General features: G+C 44.1%; 14 protein-coding genes. 12 read left to right on the top strand and 2 right to left on the bottom strand.

The genetic code is table 11. The features are described 5' to 3' along the window. Positions 1 to 17 precede the first annotated feature (17 nt). Both CA600_RS06690 and CA600_RS06685 read left to right on the top strand, forming a co-directional pair. Positions 18 to 908 (top strand): carbohydrate ABC transporter permease, encoded by an 891-nt coding sequence (locus CA600_RS06690; RefSeq protein ID WP_094869482.1) that lies wholly within the window; start codon positions 18 to 20, stop codon positions 906 to 908. A gap of 136 nt (positions 909 to 1,044) precedes the next feature. Continuing rightward, positions 1,045 to 2,658, top strand: coding sequence for an extracellular solute-binding protein (locus CA600_RS06685; RefSeq protein WP_179281560.1), 1,614 nt, complete (start codon positions 1,045 to 1,047; stop codon positions 2,656 to 2,658). Between the two features lie 26 nt (positions 2,659 to 2,684). On the opposite strand, the gene CA600_RS06680 is transcribed toward CA600_RS06685, so the two are convergent. Continuing rightward, a complete protein-coding gene (locus CA600_RS06680) occupies positions 2,685 to 3,548 on the bottom strand; it encodes a helix-turn-helix domain-containing protein (protein ID WP_094869481.1) in 864 nt (287 codons plus the stop codon). Positions 3,549 to 3,680: 132 nt separating this feature from the next. Here CA600_RS06680 and CA600_RS06675 point away from each other — a divergent pair, with 132 nt between their 5' ends. Together CA600_RS06675 and CA600_RS06670 are read left to right on the top strand one after the other, a co-directional pair. After that, positions 3,681 to 6,146 carry a beta-mannosidase gene (locus CA600_RS06675; RefSeq protein ID WP_094869480.1) on the top strand — a complete coding sequence of 822 codons (2,466 nt, stop codon included), beginning with the start codon at positions 3,681 to 3,683 and terminating at the stop codon, positions 6,144 to 6,146. Positions 6,147 to 6,383: 237 nt separating this feature from the next. Further along, positions 6,384 to 8,567 carry an alpha-galactosidase gene (locus CA600_RS06670; protein ID WP_094869479.1) on the top strand — a complete coding sequence of 728 codons (2,184 nt, stop codon included), beginning with the start codon at positions 6,384 to 6,386 and terminating at the stop codon, positions 8,565 to 8,567. A 44-nt stretch (positions 8,568 to 8,611) separates the two neighbouring features. On the opposite strand, the gene CA600_RS06665 is transcribed toward CA600_RS06670, so the two are convergent. Continuing rightward, positions 8,612 to 9,490 carry a helix-turn-helix transcriptional regulator gene (locus tag CA600_RS06665; protein ID WP_094869478.1) on the bottom strand — a complete coding sequence of 293 codons (879 nt, stop codon included), beginning with the start codon at positions 9,488 to 9,490 and terminating at the stop codon, positions 8,612 to 8,614. Between the two features lie 243 nt (positions 9,491 to 9,733). On the opposite strand from CA600_RS06665, the gene CA600_RS06660 reads away from it, so the two are divergent. The 8 genes from CA600_RS06660 (at position 9,734) to CA600_RS06625 (ending at position 18,930) form a co-directional block, all read left to right on the top strand. Beyond that, positions 9,734 to 9,931, top strand: a complete 198-nt coding sequence (locus tag CA600_RS06660) for a hypothetical protein (protein WP_094869477.1) — start codon at positions 9,734 to 9,736, stop codon at positions 9,929 to 9,931. Then, on the top strand, positions 9,924 to 11,186 hold the full coding sequence (locus CA600_RS06655) for a DNA polymerase IV (protein WP_094869476.1): 1,263 nt from the start codon (positions 9,924 to 9,926) through the stop codon (positions 11,184 to 11,186). Before CA600_RS06660 ends, CA600_RS06655 begins: the two co-directional genes overlap by 8 nt. Beyond that, positions 11,183 to 11,656 (top strand): hypothetical protein, encoded by a 474-nt coding sequence (locus CA600_RS06650; RefSeq protein ID WP_094869475.1) that lies wholly within the window; start codon positions 11,183 to 11,185, stop codon positions 11,654 to 11,656. Before CA600_RS06655 ends, CA600_RS06650 begins: the two co-directional genes overlap by 4 nt. Positions 11,657 to 11,808: 152 nt before the next feature. Continuing rightward, positions 11,809 to 14,739 (top strand): insulinase family protein, encoded by a 2,931-nt coding sequence (locus CA600_RS06645; protein WP_094869474.1) that lies wholly within the window; start codon positions 11,809 to 11,811, stop codon positions 14,737 to 14,739. Between the two features lie 319 nt (positions 14,740 to 15,058). Further along, positions 15,059 to 15,490, top strand: a complete 432-nt coding sequence (locus CA600_RS06640; protein ID WP_094869473.1) for a MarR family winged helix-turn-helix transcriptional regulator — start codon at positions 15,059 to 15,061, stop codon at positions 15,488 to 15,490. 18 nt (positions 15,491 to 15,508) lie between these two features. Then, a complete protein-coding gene (locus CA600_RS06635) occupies positions 15,509 to 16,891 on the top strand; it encodes an MATE family efflux transporter (protein WP_094869472.1) in 1,383 nt (460 codons plus the stop codon). Between the two features lie 293 nt (positions 16,892 to 17,184). Next, a complete protein-coding gene (locus tag CA600_RS06630; RefSeq protein ID WP_094869471.1) occupies positions 17,185 to 18,084 on the top strand; it encodes a carbohydrate ABC transporter permease in 900 nt (299 codons plus the stop codon). A gap of 63 nt (positions 18,085 to 18,147) precedes the next feature. Then, positions 18,148 to 18,930: a carbohydrate ABC transporter permease gene (locus CA600_RS06625; RefSeq protein ID WP_094869525.1), complete on the top strand. Its 783-nt coding sequence runs from the start codon at positions 18,148 to 18,150 to the stop codon at positions 18,928 to 18,930. Positions 18,931 to 19,058: the final 128 nt, after the last annotated feature.

Genomic DNA, 19,058 nt, shown 5'->3' with positions numbered 1-19,058 from the left:
GGAGAGGAGCGCTTGAGATGTTTTTGAACAGATACGGAGATCATATCTTTAAGTGTTTTGTATATTTGATTCTTATTCTTGTATTGCTAGTTACCTTCTTACCTTTTTGGAATATTCTCGTGCTTTCATTAAATGCTGCTGAGGATACTGTTCGTGGTGGCGTCTACTTTTGGCCAAGAGATATCACCTTTGATAGCTACAACCAAATTTTGAAAGATACCGAAATTATGAATGGGATATGGGTAACGGTTAAACGGACCGTAATTGGTGCACCACTGTCGGTTCTTGTGATTACGATGCTTGCTTATCCGCTAAGCCGGCGGAATTTGATGGGACGCAAGGGCTGGAACCTTTACTTCATCTTTACGATGTATTTCGGAGGCGGTTTGATTCCTTATTACATGGTGCTTAAAGCCCTGAATATGATCGACACTTTCTCCGTTTTTATTCTGCCAGGCTTGATGAATGTCTTCTATATGATTATTGTCCGTACTTTTATGGAGGGATTGCCTGGTGAGATTGAGGAATCAGCGAAAGTAGATGGAGCGAACGACTTAATGATTTTCTTCCGGATTGTGCTGCCGTTAACAACACCAGTACTCGCGACAGTGGGCCTCTTTCAGGCAATATCACATTGGAACTCGTGGTTTGACTCTTATGCCTTTACTTACAGCTCAGACCTGAAGACCTTGCAAGCTGTACTCGTCAAAATACTGAGTCAATTCCAGACCGGAGGTATGGTATCGCAATCGCAAATGCTGGCTAACTCTGCCAAACGAAATGCGGTTTCAAGCGATACGATCCGGATGGCAGCGACGATGGTTGCAACATTGCCTATCGTTCTAGTGTATCCGTTCCTGCAAAAGTATTTTGTTAAGGGTATGACTTTGGGAGCTGTTAAGAGTTAATATGATTAATAACCGAACGCCAGCCGGAGAGGAATTGTCCAACTGGCGGCCCTGAAGGGGGGTGAGCGGACAGACTTGCTTGGTTGCTTGATAGGCTTGTGACGTAACTTAATTAATGGGAGGAATTAGGGTGTCTATGATAAAGAAAAACAAATTGTTGAGCGTAAGTATGACTGCTGCATTATCTGTGGGTCTATTAGCGGGCTGTGGCTCTAATGATGGAACAGACAATACAAACAAAGCGGCTGGAGACAATACAAAACAAGAGCCGATTACACTTACATGGTTTGATTCAAATACTAAGGGAGAGCCTTTTACTGATGCTGTCGCCCAAGAAATCACTAAAAAGACTGGCATTGAGATCTCCATTCAGCAGCCAACAGGAAATCCGACAGAGAAGCTAAGCTTGATGCTTGCCAGCGGCGACTATCCAGATGTGGTCGTGATGAGCCGCGGGGATGCTTCACTTGATAAATACATCACAAGCGGTGCCTTCATTCCACTCGATGAGTTGATTGAGAAGAATGGTCCTGATATCAAGGAAATGTATGGCGACACACTGACCAAGACGCGTTATAAAGACGGAAAGAACTATTACTTGGCTAACTGGTATGGATTAGATAGTGACCCAGTCTTTGGGATGCTGATGAGAAAAAATCTGCTTGCAGGTCTGGCTCCAGACAAAGCAGATGGCAAAGCACCGCTTACAACAGATGAATTAGAAGCAATTTTGAAGGATTTTAAAGCAAAAAACAAGACGATTGATGGAAAAGAATCTGTTCCAATGACCATGAACGGTGAGAATATGGGCGCCAACCTTGGAACGTTCAAGGGCATGTGGGGGCTGAAAACCTACTACGATAATAATGGGAAATTGCAATATGATGTTAAGGATCCTAAGTATCGTGAAATGCTGCTCTATGTGAACAAATTATACAGAGAAGGTCTGATCGAAAAGGAATTTGCCATCAGTAAAACACAAACCTGGATTCAAAAGCTGGCTACCGGCGCAGTATTCTCTACACCAGGCGCATATTGGGACCCAGGTAACGCGAATGGTACTTTGAAGAAGGATGGCGGCGAAGATAATCAATTCTTCCCTTATAAGGTTGTGGCACCAGGCACAGACCCTACCCAAACGACATCTGGACCAAGAAGCTCACTGGGATGGGATGCCATCGCTATCACTAAGAATAACAAGCACCCTGAAGAAACAATGAAGCTGTTCAATTTCTTGGCGAGTGATGAAGGGCAGCATTTACTGCTGTGGGGTCAAGAAGGCGTTCAATACACCATGGTGGATGGCAAGAGACAACCAGACCCTGCATTCTTGGATAGCTTCAAGGAAAATTGGGATGACACAGTGAAGAAAAGCGGTGTCCGCAAATGGTTATGGTTTATTAAAAATGGTCTGGATGCCAATGAACAGCCTTACGATATGGCGGTTAAATATCAACGCAGTGAAGTAGATCAGTTGGCGATCAAGAGCCTTGGGGACTCCGTATGGGATACAGCGGAATATGACAACCTGACCCCTGACGGGGGAACACCTGAAGCCCTGACTGCACAGAAGGTAAAAGATATTATGGATCAAAGCATTACGAGAGTGATCATTGCTCCATCGGAAGCCGAAGCTAATTCCGTATTTGACAAGATGCTTGCGGATATGAAAAAGGCTGGGGATGAGAAAGTAGAAGAAATTATTAACCAGAAGTACGCAGAACGTATGGAATTGTGGAATTCAAAATAATTAATGTAAGGGCTTCCTCTCTGCATTCAGGCAGAGGGGGAGCCTTTTGTTATGGCATGCGTATTTTTGCGGAAATCTAGCGGGGCCTGATGATAGTATTTTTTGAATTGATGATAGAAATGGCTGACATTCTCAAAGCCGGATTCCAGGGCGATTTCGACCACACGCAGTTCAGTAGTAAGTAATAGATTACGTGCCACGTTGAGCCTAAGTTGATTGATATATTCTGTTGGTGTCTGGTTCAAATACTGGCGGAAGGCCCGGTTGACATGACCGGCACTTCTGCCCGACAACTCGTACAGGGTATGAAGACCTTTGTTCAGGTTTTCTTTTAGATGCATCTTGGAAACGGCATGTTCGAGCCACAATGGGAATTCTGGCTGCTCGATGGTTTCTGGAGAGAAAAAATGCTGGGTAAGTGTATCTACGAGTATTCCTTTCAGATAAATCCTGGACTTTACTTTGTCTAAGGTAGAGAGCATTCGGATGCGTTCAAAAGAACGAATGAAATCATCCATCTCCAGTTGAGATAGCATGGCGATTCTAGGAAGCGGAGTATTTAATAGCCCGTGCAGGAATTCTTCTTCATTCAGATAACTAAAGGCATCATTAATGAGGCTTTTTCGGCAGGGAATATTGAGAAAGCGGCAATCGTTATCCCCGTCAGCTTCATAGTGATGAGTATCATCGGGCCGGATGAAGACGAGGCAGCCAGATTGAAGAAGCTGGGTAGCCCCGTTGACAATATGCCGGCATCGGCCTTCAGTGAGTATAAAAAATTCATAAAAATCATGCGTATGTTCTGGGGATACCTGACTCAGAGATTCTACCCAGAAGGGATCAGCTAGCAATTCGGGGTTGATGTGGCTTGCCTCGGTGTATTTGATCATGCTCTTCCTCCAGCGTTTGATGATGTTAAAATAGCACACTATTTTTGCGAACACAATAGAAGAAATGTATACATATTACTGTTAAGATTTTAATACAAGAAGTCAAAATAGCACATCTGTGGAGGCGAAAATATGCAACTTATCGATCTAAATGGAAAATGGAAAATGAAACGGCTTGATGAACCAAATTGGCTGGAAGCCAGTGTACCAGGCTCTGTCTACCATGATATGTTGAACGCCGGAGCAATGCCAGATCCGTTCTACCGCGAGCAGGAGCATGAGGTTCTGGAACTGTCCAATTATGATTACGAATATCAACGTAGCTTTCAACTAGAGGCTGAAGTTCTAGAGCATGACCGCATATTTCTGCTGTGTGAAGGGCTCGATACGCTTTGTGAGCTTTACCTGAATGGAACGAATATTCTGAACAGTGACAACATGCACCGGACGTATGAAGTAGATATCAAGTCTGTATTGACGACTGGTGATAATACTATTCATGCCATTTTTCGCTCCCCAGTAGAATTTACTCTACGGAAGCAAGCAGAGCTTCCGCTTAGTGGATGTGCGGATGCGGTAGAGGGGATATCGCATCTGCGCAAAGCGCACTCCATGTTCGGCTGGGATTGGGGTCCGAAGCTGCCCGATCTAGGAATCTGGCGGAGTCTCTCTATTCAGGGTTATAACAGCGCCCGCCTTGAGGATGTTTATATTACACAATTTCATGAGAAGGATAAGGTCACGCTGGATGTTCGAGTTAGGACAGCGAGCTGGCTGGAGGCTGATCGGGAGATTGTGGTTAAAGTTCATTCACCAGCGGGTCAAATTCTGGAGCAACGTGTAATTGAGACTATTGGAACAGATCATCATATTACACTGGAAATTACCGAGCCAGAGCTGTGGTGGCCGAATAATCTCGGTGCTCAGCCGCTGTACAATGTAGAGGTTGTACTTGAGGAAAAGGCGCTGGAGTTAGATCGCAGAGAACTGCGGATTGGACTCAGAACCATTACGGTGAAGCAGGAAGAAGACCAGTGGGGAGAATCATTTGCATTTGAAGTTAACGGTGTGCTTATTTTCTCTACAGGTGCTGACTATATTCTGGAGGACAATCTTCTGCCGCGTGTGACTAGGGAGCGTACAGATCGCTTGCTTCAAAGCTGTGTGGCTGCCAATTTCAATACGATTCGTGTATGGGGTGGCGGATATTACCCGGATGATTATTTCTATGATCTCTGCGATGAATATGGTCTTATCGTCTGGCAGGATCATCTCTATGCGTGCGGCATCTATGCCTTGACCGAGGCTTTCGAGGAGAATATCACGCACGAGACCATCGATAACATGAAACGTCTTCGCCATCATGCATCGCTAGGTTTATGGTGTGGCAACAACGAGCAGGAGCTGGCCTGGGATGAATGGGACTGGGAGAAGCATTATTCTCTGCAGCTAAAGGCAGATTATATTAAGCATTATGAGGTGCTTCTACCGGCAATCGCAAAAGAAATTGATCCGAACACCTTCTACTGGCGGGCTTCACCATCCTCCAAAGGCAGCTTTGACAAGCCAAATGACGAGAATTATGGAGATATGCATTACTGGGGAGTCTGGCATGGAAAAGAACCCTTTACCGATTACCGGAAGCTATATCCGCGCTATATGTCTGAATTTGGGCTACAGTCCTTCCCAGGCCTGAAGACCATCGAATCGTTCACACTGCCGGAGGATCGTAATATCTTCTCTTATGTCATGGAGTCCCATCAGAAGAACAATACCGGGAATGAGAAAATTCTCTATTATATCGGGGAGACCTACAAATATCCGAAAGATTTTGAGTCTGTGCTATATGCCTCGCAGCTGATTCAAGCAGAAGGGATGCGCTGCGGCGTTGAGCACTGGCGCAGACATAGAGGTCGCTGTATGGGGGCATTGTATTGGCAGTTGAACGACTGCTGGCCGGTAGCTTCTTGGTCCAGTATCGACTATTATGGCCGGTGGAAGGCTATGCATTATGCGGCTAAACACTTCTTCGCGCCGATCCTTGTTTCTGCCCATGAGGAAGGAACGAAGGTCTCCCTTCATGTCTCTAACGAAAGCAGAGAACAAGTTATTGGTGAACTGAGTTGGAGACTGCACACTGCGACATCTGAGGTCTTACTGGAAGGCACAAAGCCAGTGGAAATTGCCGCATTAAGTACTGCTGAGTTCGAACAGCTTGATTTCGGTCACATATTGGATACGAAAGGGAAGAAACGTGAGACTTATCTGGAATACGCTTTTGAGGTAGACGGCGAGAGGAAGAGCGGCGGAACGGTCCTGTTTGTTAAGCCGAAGCACTTTAATTTCATTGACCCTGAGCTTGAAGCGGTACTTACCGAGGAAGAAGAGCAATTCATAATTACTGTGAAGGCCAAGACCTATGCTCGTTTCGTCGGCTTAGACTTCAAGGAAAGAGATGCCATCTTCAGCGACAATTATTTTGATATGTCGGGTGGTACAACTAGGAGTATTACCATCGCTAAAAAAGATCTCGACAAGCCAGCTACGGTGGAGGAACTTCGTGCACAGCTTACTGTACGCTCCGTATTTGATATTTAAATAGGAGGATTCGCAGGAAGTAGGCCCTTAACTTTGGCCTCTTTTTTTATGTATTTTTTTTACTATAGCCGCTAATAATCATTTATTGTTTTGCAAAGCTTAATAACATGAAATTGAATTTTTTATAGATCAATATTTTACTAATGAAGGTATAGATATTCAGATTGTATCCCCTTCCAATTATCTTTAAAATAGACTTCAAACAGCAAGATCTGAAAAGAAGAGTAGGAGGATATTATGAGTATTTATTATGATGACAGCCGCAAGGTATTTCATTTACAGTCTGAGCAATCCAGCTACATTATTGAACTCGTCAGAGGTGAGCTTCCAGCGCATGTTTATTGGGGTCCTAAATTAGAGGGAATAGTGCAAGCGCTGAATTTGGTGGAACGTTGCTCCTTTAGCCCGACCTACACGATGGAGGATAAAAAAATCTCCCTCGACACCCTTCCAAGTGAATTTCCGTCTTATGGAAACGGCGATTTCCGTGAACCCGCGCTTGAGGTTCATTTAGTAGATGGTACGAGCGTTACAAATTTCCTGTATAAGAGCCATAAGATTAATAAAGGAAAACCTGCATTAAAGGGTTTGCCATCCACCTATGTTGAAAGCGAAGCAGAAGCAGAGACACTGGAACTGTATCTTCAGGATGACAAAACGGGATTGATTGCTGTATTAAGCTACACTGTATTTAATGATCAGGATGTAATCACACGTTCCGTGCGAATTGAGAATCAGGGTAAGGATAATGTAGTGCTGAAACGTGTATTAAGCGCAAATGTTGATTTCCATGATTCGGAATATGACATGTTGCAATTATCTGGGACTTGGACGAGAGAACGCCATATCTATAAAAGACCACTTGTACCTGGTATCCACCGAATTGACAGTAAACGCGGTGCCAGTAGTTCCACGCAGAATCCGTTTATGGCCTTGCTTGCAAAAGATGCAACAGAGGATCATGGTGAAGTATACGGGTTCAGCCTTGTGTACAGTGGAAGCTTTCTTGCGCAAGCGGAAGTGGATCCATACGGGATTTCCAGAGTGGGCATCGGCATTCAACCGTTTAATTTTCAATGGTTGCTTGAACCGGGAGAATCTTTCCAGACTCCTGAAGCAGTGCTGGTAAGATCCAGTCAAGGACTTGGTGGATTATCAAGAACATACCACCGTCTGTATCGGACCCGGTTATGCAGAGGTGAATTCCGTGATCGGAAGCGCCCTATTCTCATCAACAACTGGGAAGCGACCTATTTTAATTTCAACGCAGATAAAATCAAAGAAATTGCTCAAGCAGGCAAAGACCTTGGCCTTGAACTGTTTGTCTTAGATGACGGGTGGTTTGGGAAACGAGACAATGATGATAGCTCCCTCGGAGATTGGGTAGAGGATCGCAACAAGCTTCCGGAAGGTCTCGGAAAACTCGGGGAAGACATTACGGCAATGGGCATGGAATTCGGATTATGGTTCGAACCGGAAATGGTATCGCCAGAAAGCGATCTTTATCGTGAGCATCCGGACTGGTGTCTTCATGTACCAGGTCACACAAGAACGTTAGCTCGCCAGCAGCTTGTACTGGATTTATCCCGTAAGGATGTATGTGATTATATTGTGGATTCGGTTAGCTCTGTGCTGTCATCGGCTCCGATTACTTATGTGAAATGGGATATGAACCGGAATATGACGGAGATTGGATCTGCTCTTCTTCCTGCAGAACGTCAACGCGAAACAGCTCACCGTTATATTCTTGGACTTTATGATGTGCTGGAACGTATCGTCACCCGTTTCCCTCATATTCTGTTCGAAAGCTGCTCTGGCGGTGGCGGACGATATGATCCAGGAATGCTGTACTATATGCCACAGACCTGGACCAGTGATGACTCGGATGCGATTGAAAGATTGAAGATCCAATATGGAACAAGCATGGTGTACCCTGCAAGCTCTATGTGTGCTCACGTATCGGCTGTTCCTAACCATCAGGTGCACCGTATCACCCCATTGGAAACACGAGGTCATGTTGCGATGTCTGGTAACTTCGGCTACGAACTAGATATGACCAAGCTCACTGAAGCTGAACGCGAAGATATCCGTAAGCAGGTTTCTGAGTACAAAGAACTGAGAATGCTGATTCAATTCGGAGATTTCTATCGACTGCTTAGTCCATTTGAAGGCAATCAGACGGCGTGGATGTTTGTTTCGGAGGATAAAAAAGAAGCTTTTGCCACATATTTCAGAGTTCTGGCTGAGCCTAATGCTCCTCTCCGCAGATTGCGGTTGAAAGGACTCGACCCCGCTAAGAATTACAAACTTGAGCTTAATGGTGAAGTGTATAGAGGGGATGAGCTGATGCACTTCGGACTCACTCTTCCACAGCTTGAGGGCGATTTCAAAAGTTTGCTATTTGTACTCAAAGAGGTTTAATAAAAAGAGGAGCAAGCCACGGGTTTGCTCCTTTTTTATATGAATTAATTTTCGAAAAATACATGTTTGGTGAGGAACGCTAGATCCTGTTCGCGGTAAGTCGAAGGGTTGACCCCAAAATAGGACCGGAAAACCTTTCCGAAATAGCTGGCATTATCAAATCCGGTTTCCGTCGCAATCTGGTTGATACTCAAATCTGTTGTTTTAAGTTTAGAAGCTGCTAACTCAATCCGCCGTCTTTTTAAATACTCAAAGGGTGAAAGATTGATGTTTTTTTGAAACAGTCTGCAAAGATGATGCTTGGAAACGCCAATATGAGCGGCAACATCGTCTAAGCTTAGATTATTATTATGCAGATTATCCTTCATGAATTGAATTGCGGCGTGAAGCTTGTCATTTTTTATATAGGTAGTTAACAAATTTGGTTTCCTGAGATATTTCTCCATGGACAAGATCCACTGAAAGACTTTTCCCGTTAAAAGATGCAAATCTCTTTCTTCATGAACCTGAATGTCCTTGAATGTATTCCACAATAAATCTATTGAAACCGATTCCTGAGGGAGTTCTACAATGGGACCGCAATGAGCAGCGAGCTGGTTCCAAAGTGAAATCGCTAAAGGCCCCCGTAGATTGAGCCATAAAACTTCCCAAGGCTCGGTGCCTTCTTCCGGATAATAGTACCTGTGTATGCTGGGGACAGTCACTAAAAAAGCTTTGCCCTTCGTTAACCGATGAACAACCCCATCTATTTCAATTCTACCTTCTCCCGATAATGTGTACTGAAAAATAACACAACTTCTCTCCGTCCGGTTCTGGCCGTTGAATGAATAGGCAGGTGAATCGAGTAGTTCCCAGCCGATAGAATCAAACAGAAGCATGGAAGCTTCTTCTTCCGAGCGAAAGGTGTAGGAGGAACGGTACATTAGCAACTTTCCTTTCTAAAAAAAGCTTTTGAGAACAGATCAATAATTTACTACTGTTGTTTACTCTATCAAAGTGTAAGCTTTTTTCGTTCTCTGTTCAATCTCTGTTGAATACGCAAGCCTCAGCTCTAAAAAATAAGAGCTGGTGTGGTGGGGGAAATTACCTCACCTTTTTTGTTGCTTAAAATTCCCGATTACGCATATAATACAAACAAATGTTCTTATTTTTATGGAGGCGATCGCATGCAAATCAGCATCGGCCAAATAATTGAAATTATATATCTGGATAAAGCGAGAAATATCAGCCAGCGAAAAATTGAAATACACAGTATCCGTGACGGTCGCATACGAGCAAGCTGTCTGACTACAGGGACGCCCCGCATGTTCTTGGCAGCAAATATTCTTTCATGGCAACCCGCGCAGGAACAACGTCATGCCTAAGAATCGCGTCATTCTACTGTCTGATTGCCAGGCGTTTTACGCCTCTGTGGAGAAAGCTGCCCACCCTGAATATCGAGATAAACCTGTTGCGGTAGGGGATCCAACAAGAATGAACGGGATTGTGCTGGCAGCCTGCCCGCTTGCAAAAGCAAAGGGGGTAACAACGGCTTCACGTGTAGGTGAAGCTTTAGCAAAATGCCCGGAGCTAATCGTAATAAGGCCCCGCATGGGGACTTACATTAAAGTATCACTCTTGATATCAGAGATTTACCGAACATATACCGATCTGGTAGAACCCTACAGTATCGATGAGCAGTTTCTGGATGTCACAGGATCTCTTGCGTATTTCGGAGGATCGCTGCAGGACATGATTCATAAAATTCAGCACCATGTATTACTTTCGACGGGAGTCTGGACACGGGTAGGTATTGGATCTACTAAGGTTATGGCAAAGATGGCGACAGATAACTACGCCAAGAAGATGAAGGATGGGATATATGAACTTTCTTTTGACCAATTAGAGACGACCCTTTGGAAACTTCCGGTGCAGGATATGTTTATGGTAGCGGCTAGAATGACCAAGAATTTTTGGCGTATGGGTATATCCACAATTGGAGACATTGCGCGAATGGAACTGTCAGAGTTTAAGCAACGAATGCGAACCACCATGGGTAAGCAAAGTGATATTCAAGCGGAATATTATTGGCAAACTGCGCGCGGGCTGGATCCTAGTCCAGTGGTCACAGGAATGCGCCATCAGATCAAATCTGTGGGACACGGCAAGGCTCTTCGCTGGAATTTATACACCCGGCATACAGATATTGAGGTTGTGCTGCTTGAACTCGTCATTGAAGTATGCCAGCGAGCCCGGCGGTATGGTTATATGGGATCGGTAGTTTCTATTTCAGTTTTAGAGACGGACGGAGAGCGTTCAAACGCTTACGAGCGTCAGATGACATTGCCCGAACCGACATCACTAACACACGAAGTAGCTGCTGCTGCGCAAAAATTATTTGCAGACAACTGGTCTGGCCTTCCCGTAGGTCGATTAGCGATTTCCTTGTCTAACCTATCAGATGATAGCGTCATCCAACTTACACTCTTTGATGACAGGGTTCGGGCTTACAACAAAGAACGTGCAATCGATCAAATAAAAGCCCGTTATGGCAGTAAAGCTCTAATCAGAGCTTCATCTATGCTGGAATCCGGTGTTGCCCTAGAAAGAGCTGAACAGATTGGAGGTCACTATAAATGAGTAAACTTGAGGGTAATGAGCGCTGGAAAACGAAAATGATCATGACCGAACATGTTGAGCAGTACGAGGAACAGCAGCGTGTGAACCCAGATAAAATGATAACTATGGAGGAGCGTACGATGGTTCGAGATCTCATTTTGCTTCCCTATATAGATACCATGGTTAGCAAGAGCTTGAAAGAAATCGAGCCCTCCAGCAACATTCTTAAACGCGCCTATTTGATGGCTGGGCAAGCCATTCAACGCCGGATCATGCAGGATACTTATCGGCTGCAAAAAGAGCTGAAACAGCGGAATATCAGGGTGCTGGCAGATGAACAGGAGGAATTCTTGGTGTATTACAAAATCTTTTGCCGGGGATATCAGGAACGCTTTGGATTAACCCGAGATGTTATGCGTACAGAGATAAGCTTAAGGTTGACGAAATACACTGCTGAACTAGGAGCAATATTAAAAGATCACTTGAAATAAAACAAGGCTTTGTCAGGGATTATTACTGGCGTGGTCTTGTTTTATGTGAACCAGAAATTAATCCCGGAGATCTTCTTCTGATGGAATAATCGCCCAGGGATATGATAAGCTCATGTAGAGTTATCATATCCCTAAACAGAGGAGGGAAATCTATGAGCCGTTTGATCACAGGGAACACTTATTATGGATTTCAGGTCGTTAATGAGGAATTTATCCGGGAGAACGAATCCAACGTATTCACGCTGGAGCATCTGAAGAGCGGCGCCAGGCTGCTGTTCGTGCAGAATCAGGATGACAACAAGGTATTTAGCGTAAGCTTCAGGACCCCGCCTGAAGATAGTACGGGGGTCTTTCATATTTTGGAGCATTCCGTATTATGTGGTTCAGAGAAATATCCGGTCAAGGAACCTTTTGTAGAACTACTGAAAGGTTCAATGCAGACGTTCCTGAACGCATTTACGTTTGGGGATAAGACGATGTATCCAGTAGCGAGCCGGAACGATCAGGACTTCTCCAATTTGGTGGAGGTTTATCTGGATAGTGTTTTTCAACCGAATATTTATAAGCAACAAGAAATTTTTGAGCAAGAAGGCTGGCATTACGAGCTTCAGCATCCCGAAGATGAGTTAATCTATAAAGGCGTGGTTTATAACGAGATGAAGGGTTCATATTCCTCGCCGACTACGGTTTTGATGGACCGAATCAAAAAATCATTATATCCGGATACGATTTACCGCCATTCCTCAGGTGGAGATCCACAGGAGATTCCTGCGCTAACGTATGAGCAGTTTCTTAGAGCGCACAGCAATTATTATCATCCGTCCAACAGTTATTTTTATCTCTACGGAGACGTTAATATTGAAGAAAAGCTGCAATTTATAGACCAGGAATATCTCAGTCATTATGAACATAACAGCTTCGATACTTCCATTCCCCTACAACAGCCCATTGGAATGACGGAGCTGGTAGCGGATTATCCGATTCTGGAAGCAGAAGCAGCCACAGACAAAACTTATTTGAGTCTAAATTATGTGATTGGAGAGTCTACAGATCGGGAGCTGAACCTCGCCTTTGATATTTTAAAAAGCATGCTGATGGACAGCAACGCAGCTCCGCTCAAGCAAGCCTTGCTCGAAAGCGGACTGGGCAAAGACGCGTTTTCTTTTTATTCCGACAGTATGGTTCAACCGCTGCTTGGTATTACGCTGACGCATTCCAATGCTTCCTCCAAAGATGCCTTCGTGGAGCTGGTGAAGACTACATTAAAGCGTTTGGCGGAGGACGGACTAGATGAGAAGCTGGTGCTGGCAGCGGTCAACAGTAAGGAATTTGAACTGCGGGAAGCGGACTTTAACCAGTATCCGAAGGGTCTTACTTACAATATCGAAGTGATGAAGTCCTGGCTCTATGACGGTCAGCCGACTACTCACATGCGCTATGAAGAGGTGCTCACGGCCATTCGGGAAAAGCTTGCGGACCGTTATTTTGAGAAGCTGATTGAGGACTATTTACTGAACAGTGATCATTGCAGTGTGGTGGTACTGAACCCGTCCAAGACGATCGCAGCGGAAAAGGAAGCAGCTACTCAGCATCAATTGAATGAATACAAAGCGTCACTGAAACCCGATCAGCTGGAGCAGCTTGTTCTGAGTACACAGCATCTTCTGGCGCGGCAGAGTCATGCGGATGCAGCTGAAGACTTGCAGAGGCTACCGAGCTTGTCTTTACAGGATATTAACCGCAGCGTAGAACCACAGGTGCCGACCCATGAACAAATCCATGAGGGCATTAAGGTGATCCACCATGAGGTAGCTACCCATAAGATTGCTTACTGCAAACTTTATTGGAATACGGATGTTGTAGCTCCTGAACGAATTCCTTATATGGTGCTACTGGCAGAGGTATTGGGCCAAATGGAGACTGCCTCTTACGCTATTAAAGAGCTCACCAGTGAAATCGGGATCAAAACCGGAGGCATATATTTCAGAAATGAGCTGTTTGGCGCTGCAAAAGCTGCGGGGGCAGGTTATCAGCCTAAATTCTCTGCGCTGGTGAAAGTGATGGCGGGGCATATCGGTGAATCACTGGACCTACTGCGAGAGATACTCTATACAAGTGCGCTCGATAATCTGACCAAGCTACAGGAAATTGTCCGCCGGGAAGCCTCGCAGATGGAATCCATTCTGAATCAAAGAGGGAATGAGATTGCGGCTAGCCGTCTGATGTCCTATTTCTCGGATATGGGTGCGTATCAGGAACAACAGGGCGGCGTTACTTATTACCGCTTTATACGGGAGCTTGCCGAGACGTTCGATCAGCAGGGAGCTCAGGTAGCAGACATACTGAAGGACATTTGTGGGGATTTGTTCAATAAAAACAATCTGATTATCAGCGTGACGGGAACACCTGACTTGTATGAAGAATTCGTCGCTAATGCAGCGAAGCTGGGTATCCAGGATCGGCCAGTAGTAAATAGGCCTAAGATTACGGCGCAGGGACATGCGGACAATGAAGGATTCATGTCTTCCAGCCAGGTGCAATATGTGGTTAAGGGATACGACTTCACTAAACTAGGATTCACATATTCAGGGAAAATGCAGGTGCTCAAGAAAATCATGAGTCTTACCTATCTGTGGAATGCCGTGCGTGTGAAGGGTGGTGCGTATGGCGGGAACCTGGTTCTGCGCAGAGATGGGATGATGATGTTCACTTCCTACCGTGATCCGAATTTGCAGGAGACGCTGGAGGTTTATGATCAGGCGTACCGCTTTGTTGAAGGATATGAAGCAGATTCCGACGAGATGACCAAAGCAATTATCGGCACCTTGTCCATGCTGGATCAGCCGCTGAGTCCCAGTGCACAGGGACGGCGGGCGGACAGACATTATTTTGAACAGGTGATGGAGGCCGAGATGCAGCAAGAACGGGATGAAATCTTGTCGACAACACCGGAAGATATCAGACAGTACACCGATTTACTTAAGGCTGTGACGGAACAAAATTATTTCACGGTGGTCGGCAATGCTTCAAAGCTGAAATCGTCAAAAGCATTATTCGGAAGTTTAGAGGAGCTTGTGAAGTAACGCTCTCTAATGACTCCTCTTCAGTACCTGTCTACTCGACAAGGGCTGGAGAGGAGTTTTTTTATGTTGAACTAAAAAACATTTTTACAAGGAATAGTGGCGTAGGGGAATTTTGGAACTGTAGGAGCGTTATACAATCCGGAAATCTGGGGACAACAGCGGCCGGAAGTCCAAACATTCACCATAGTCACGTACTCACCTTGTTGGAAAAAAATTAAAGTGAACTCATTTAGTTAGAACCTTGACAGTTAGGGTTCTAACTATTATGATAATGATGTTACTTAGAGTTCTAACTAATGCGAATGCGGAGGAAATAACAATGAGAAAACCCGTTGAAAACACACCATTTTCTAATTTGATTCGAGAGATCGGGATGAAACTAAAAAGTACAGCTGATGCCAGGCTGAATGAGCTAGGGCTGAATTCTCAGCAAGGACGCATGATTGGCTATATTTTTGAGCATCAAGAAAAAGGTGTGATCCAAAAGGATTTGGCGGAAGTCTTTAATCGAAAAGGAGCGAGTATCACCAGTATGCTTCAAGGGTTAGAAAAGAAAGGCTATATCAAGCGTGTCACACCTGAGAATGATGAACGGCAGAAGAGTATTTTTGTTTTGGAAAAGGGTGCGCTTTTGGTCGAGGAGTTCAATGAGATTTTCTCTGAGGTAGAAGCAAGCATTACAAAAACACTCCGTCCGGAAGAAACAGCTACCTTAAAGTCTTTACTACAAAAAGTTAATTCAAGTCTATAAACGTTCGGAGGATTAATCATGGAAACCGAAGTCTCCAATCAATATTATTTAGAATCGGCGCCGATCAAGAAGGCAATAGCTCATTTATCCATTCCTATGATGATCGGGATGTCTGTAGGTACCATCTATAATGTAATCAATGCTTATTTCATTGGGTTACTCCACAATACTAGTATGCTGACTGCCATTACGCTGGGTCTACCCATTTTCACAGTCTTAATGGCCTTTGGGAATATGCTTGGCGTTGGTGGAGGAACATTTATTACAAGGCTAGCGGGGCAAAAGGATACGGAGAAGGGGAAGAAGGTTGCCGGATACACTTTTTATGGAAGCATTATGGTTGGTATTCTTATTGCTCTACTAGCGATGTTAGCGATGGATCCAATTACGCGATTACTAGGCGCAGATGCTGCTACTCTAGCCTTTACTAAGGCTTATGCTTTGACTCTTTTCGCCGGTGGATTCGCCATTGTGCTTAATTTTGCCTTGGAACAGCTAGTCCGTTCCGAAGGTGCCTCCAAAGAATCGATGTACGGGATCTTCATCAGTACGGCTTTAAGTTTAATTTTCGATCCACTCTTTATTCTTGTGCTGAAGTGGCATGTGGCAGGTGCTGCGTTGGCGATGGTTTTAGCGAATGTGGGTTCCGCGATTTATTATGTGTATTTTTTAGAAACGAAAAGTGAGCATTTAAGGGGATTTTTGAAGCATTTCAAGATATCTGTACGAGATCAATTAGAAGTATACAAAATAGGAGTATCGGAGTTATTGCAATTTAGTTTTGTGATTGTGAGCACGCTTTTGTTAAATAACTTCGCAATTCAATATGGAGAGAATGTGGTTGCTGGATTTGGTGTGGCCTTAAGAATTGTGCAAGTTCCGGAATTTTTATCCATGGGCTTATTCTTAGGTTTGATTCCACTATTTGCATTTAACTTTGCTAGTCAAAATATGGCGAGACTTAAATCAACGATTAAACATGCTTTTGCCTATATCGGAGGCATTGCATTTGTCTTTGTAGGTCTAGTGTTTTTGTTTAGAGGAACGATCTTGCATTTCTTCTCTAATGACCCTTCCGTGTTAAGTATGGGAACTTATATTTTGGTAGCCATGTTAATCTCTGCTTTATTTAATGGTTTTACAGGTTTGTTTATGAGTGTTTTTCAAGCGACCGGACAGGGGATACCAACTAACATTATGGCCATCACACAAGGCGTATTGTTTATCCCTATGATTATCGTGTTACATTCTGTCTTTGGACTTCATGGCGTGATCTGGTCAATGACCATAACAGAAGTTATAACGAGCTTGATGGGTGTCATCTTGTTTATCATTTTTAGTAAAAAGCTTAAAAGCACGGGTGGGGATGGAAAAGATATTGTAGAGGTTGCGTCGGTGTAACAAAAGCTTTGCTTTACGTAAAAGCATAGAAATATAGTGGATGGCGGGAGCGTGGCTCGCGCTTTTTTTGCAAATATAAAAAAGTATAAGTTTTACAATATACTTTATGTCTTATATTTCTCGTATAAACACCTTTGGCGTCCTTATAAGGACGCTAAAGGTGTTTATACTTGGTTATCTAGAAGGTTTCATGACCGAAGGATCGGTAAAATTAGTTCCAAAATGAACAATTATAGTTCTTATGATCAATGCTTACTTTTTCTACAATTAGGGATAAGTAAAGGAGGAGAATTATGATACGAAAATTTCATCTTAAAATGGATACGCGCGAAGCGATCGCTGGGTATTTATTCGTCACTCCACTGATGTTGGGGCTGATCATCTTGACCTTGATCCCTGTCCTGGGTTCACTATTATTAAGCTTCACGAACTGGAACTTTGTAGCTGGTCTAGGGGGGATTAAGTTCGCGGGTTTCGATAATTTCATAAGGCTGTTTCATGATGATGCCTTTATGAAAAGCTTGCTGAACAATTTGCTCTTTATTATTACAGTACCGGTTACGATCATCGTTGCTCTGCTGTTAGCTATCCTGATTGATAAACAGGTTTTCCTGAAGGATTTATTTAAAGTGATTTACTTCCTTCCCTACATTTCCAGTGTAGTTGCCATCGCTATGGTTTGGCAGGTTATGTTTCATCCTTCCCTAGGGCCTGTCAATCAATTTCTGATGTCGCTGGGGTGGGATTCTCCACCCAAATGGCTGGCTGATATCCATTATGCGCTGCCGTCGCTGATGATGATCCAGATTTGGATTCAGCTCGGGTACAACATTATTATTTTTATCGCGGGTTTACAGAGTATTCCGAAGGATCTTTATGAAGCGGCTGATATTGACGGTGCCAATGTCTGGCGGAAATTCCGCAACATCACGGTTCCCTGCATTTCGCCAACTACCTTTTTCCTGCTGGTTACAGGGGTCATCGGCTCCTTTAAAATCTTTGATCTCATACAAGTACTGACACAGGGCGGACCGGCTAACTCCACGACCGTTATTGTCTATGAGCTGTATGACACTGCCTTCAATCAATTGAAGACGGGTTATGCTTCTAGCATGGCACTTGTCCTGTTCCTCATCTGCCTGATCATTACAGCCCTGCAGATGTTAGCGCAAAAAAAATGGGTCAATTATTAAAGGCGGAAAGGAGAAATTACAGTGAGAAAAGAGCTTCTATCCAGAACCATCTGGACAATCGCAATGGGACTGCTAGGTATCGCATTTCTTTTACCCTTTCTATGGATGTTATCCACTTCCTTTAAACTGGAGAAAGATGTGTTTAATTTTCCAATAGAATGGTTGCCTCAGCAGTGGAATCTTATTGAAAATTACAAACAGGTTTGGTCCGGTGATTTCGCTCGTTATTACGGAAATTCCATTTATATTACGTTGGCTACGACTATAATTAATGTGCTGATATGCGCATTGGCGGCTTACGGGTTCTCCAAGCTGCGTTTTCCGGGTAGAGATGCAATGTTTATAGTTGTATTGGCCCTTTACATGGTTCCTCCACAGGCTTCGCTGGTTCCGCAGTTTCTGCTGTTTAACTGGTTGAATCTGATTGATACACATTTAGGGTTGATCTTAATTAACAGTTTTAGTATTATTGGTGCGTTTATGCTCAAGCAATTTTTTATGGGGGTAAACAACGAGTATCTTGAATCCGCGCGGATAGATGGAGCAGGTCATTTTCGTTCGTTTCTACAAATTGCCTTTCCGCTGATCCGTCCTGCTGTTGCTACTTATGCTATTCTACGTTTTATCTGGACCTGGAACGACTATCAGTATCCACTCATTTTTTTGAAGTCTAAAGAACTGTTTACTATTCAGTTAGGTATTCGGTTGTTTGGGGACCAATACGGGGATGTCTATTCCCTTATGATGGCTGGTGCGGTGTCCGCAATACTGCCGCTGCTGATTATTTTTGCTCTTGGTCAGAAGCAGGTTATTGAGGGGATTGCCCTCGGCGGTGTGAAAGGATAATAAAAGTCAAAATAGTTTCTCTTCGGTAGAATATGAGAACTTTCCTCATCTATCCTGCATGTTAGGATGTTCTTGTAAGCAGTTACATAGCACTAGCTGTAAGACGAGGTATGCCCAACACATTTATA

The sequence above is a fragment of the Paenibacillus sp. VTT E-133280 genome, from assembly GCF_002264385.1.
GTDB classification, from domain to species: domain Bacteria; phylum Bacillota; class Bacilli; order Paenibacillales; family Paenibacillaceae; genus Paenibacillus_AQ; species Paenibacillus_AQ nitricinens.
This window is presented reverse-complemented; position numbering and strand designations above follow the sequence as displayed.

Coding starts and splice junctions, on each gene's coding strand:
- CA600_RS06690 (WP_094869482.1), top strand. CDS start 18: ATGTTTTTGAACAGATACGGAGATCATATCTTTAAGTGTTTTGTATAT.
- CA600_RS06685 (WP_179281560.1), top strand. CDS start 1,045: ATGATAAAGAAAAACAAATTGTTGAGCGTAAGTATGACTGCTGCATTA.
- CA600_RS06680 (WP_094869481.1), bottom strand. CDS start 3,548: ATGATCAAATACACCGAGGCAAGCCACATCAACCCCGAATTGCTAGCT.
- CA600_RS06675 (WP_094869480.1), top strand. CDS start 3,681: ATGCAACTTATCGATCTAAATGGAAAATGGAAAATGAAACGGCTTGAT.
- CA600_RS06670 (WP_094869479.1), top strand. CDS start 6,384: ATGAGTATTTATTATGATGACAGCCGCAAGGTATTTCATTTACAGTCT.
- CA600_RS06665 (WP_094869478.1), bottom strand. CDS start 9,490: ATGTACCGTTCCTCCTACACCTTTCGCTCGGAAGAAGAAGCTTCCATG.
- CA600_RS06660 (WP_094869477.1), top strand. CDS start 9,734: ATGCAAATCAGCATCGGCCAAATAATTGAAATTATATATCTGGATAAA.
- CA600_RS06655 (WP_094869476.1), top strand. CDS start 9,924: ATGCCTAAGAATCGCGTCATTCTACTGTCTGATTGCCAGGCGTTTTAC.
- CA600_RS06650 (WP_094869475.1), top strand. CDS start 11,183: ATGAGTAAACTTGAGGGTAATGAGCGCTGGAAAACGAAAATGATCATG.
- CA600_RS06645 (WP_094869474.1), top strand. CDS start 11,809: ATGAGCCGTTTGATCACAGGGAACACTTATTATGGATTTCAGGTCGTT.
- CA600_RS06640 (WP_094869473.1), top strand. CDS start 15,059: ATGAGAAAACCCGTTGAAAACACACCATTTTCTAATTTGATTCGAGAG.
- CA600_RS06635 (WP_094869472.1), top strand. CDS start 15,509: ATGGAAACCGAAGTCTCCAATCAATATTATTTAGAATCGGCGCCGATC.
- CA600_RS06630 (WP_094869471.1), top strand. CDS start 17,185: ATGATACGAAAATTTCATCTTAAAATGGATACGCGCGAAGCGATCGCT.
- CA600_RS06625 (WP_094869525.1), top strand. CDS start 18,148: ATGGGACTGCTAGGTATCGCATTTCTTTTACCCTTTCTATGGATGTTA.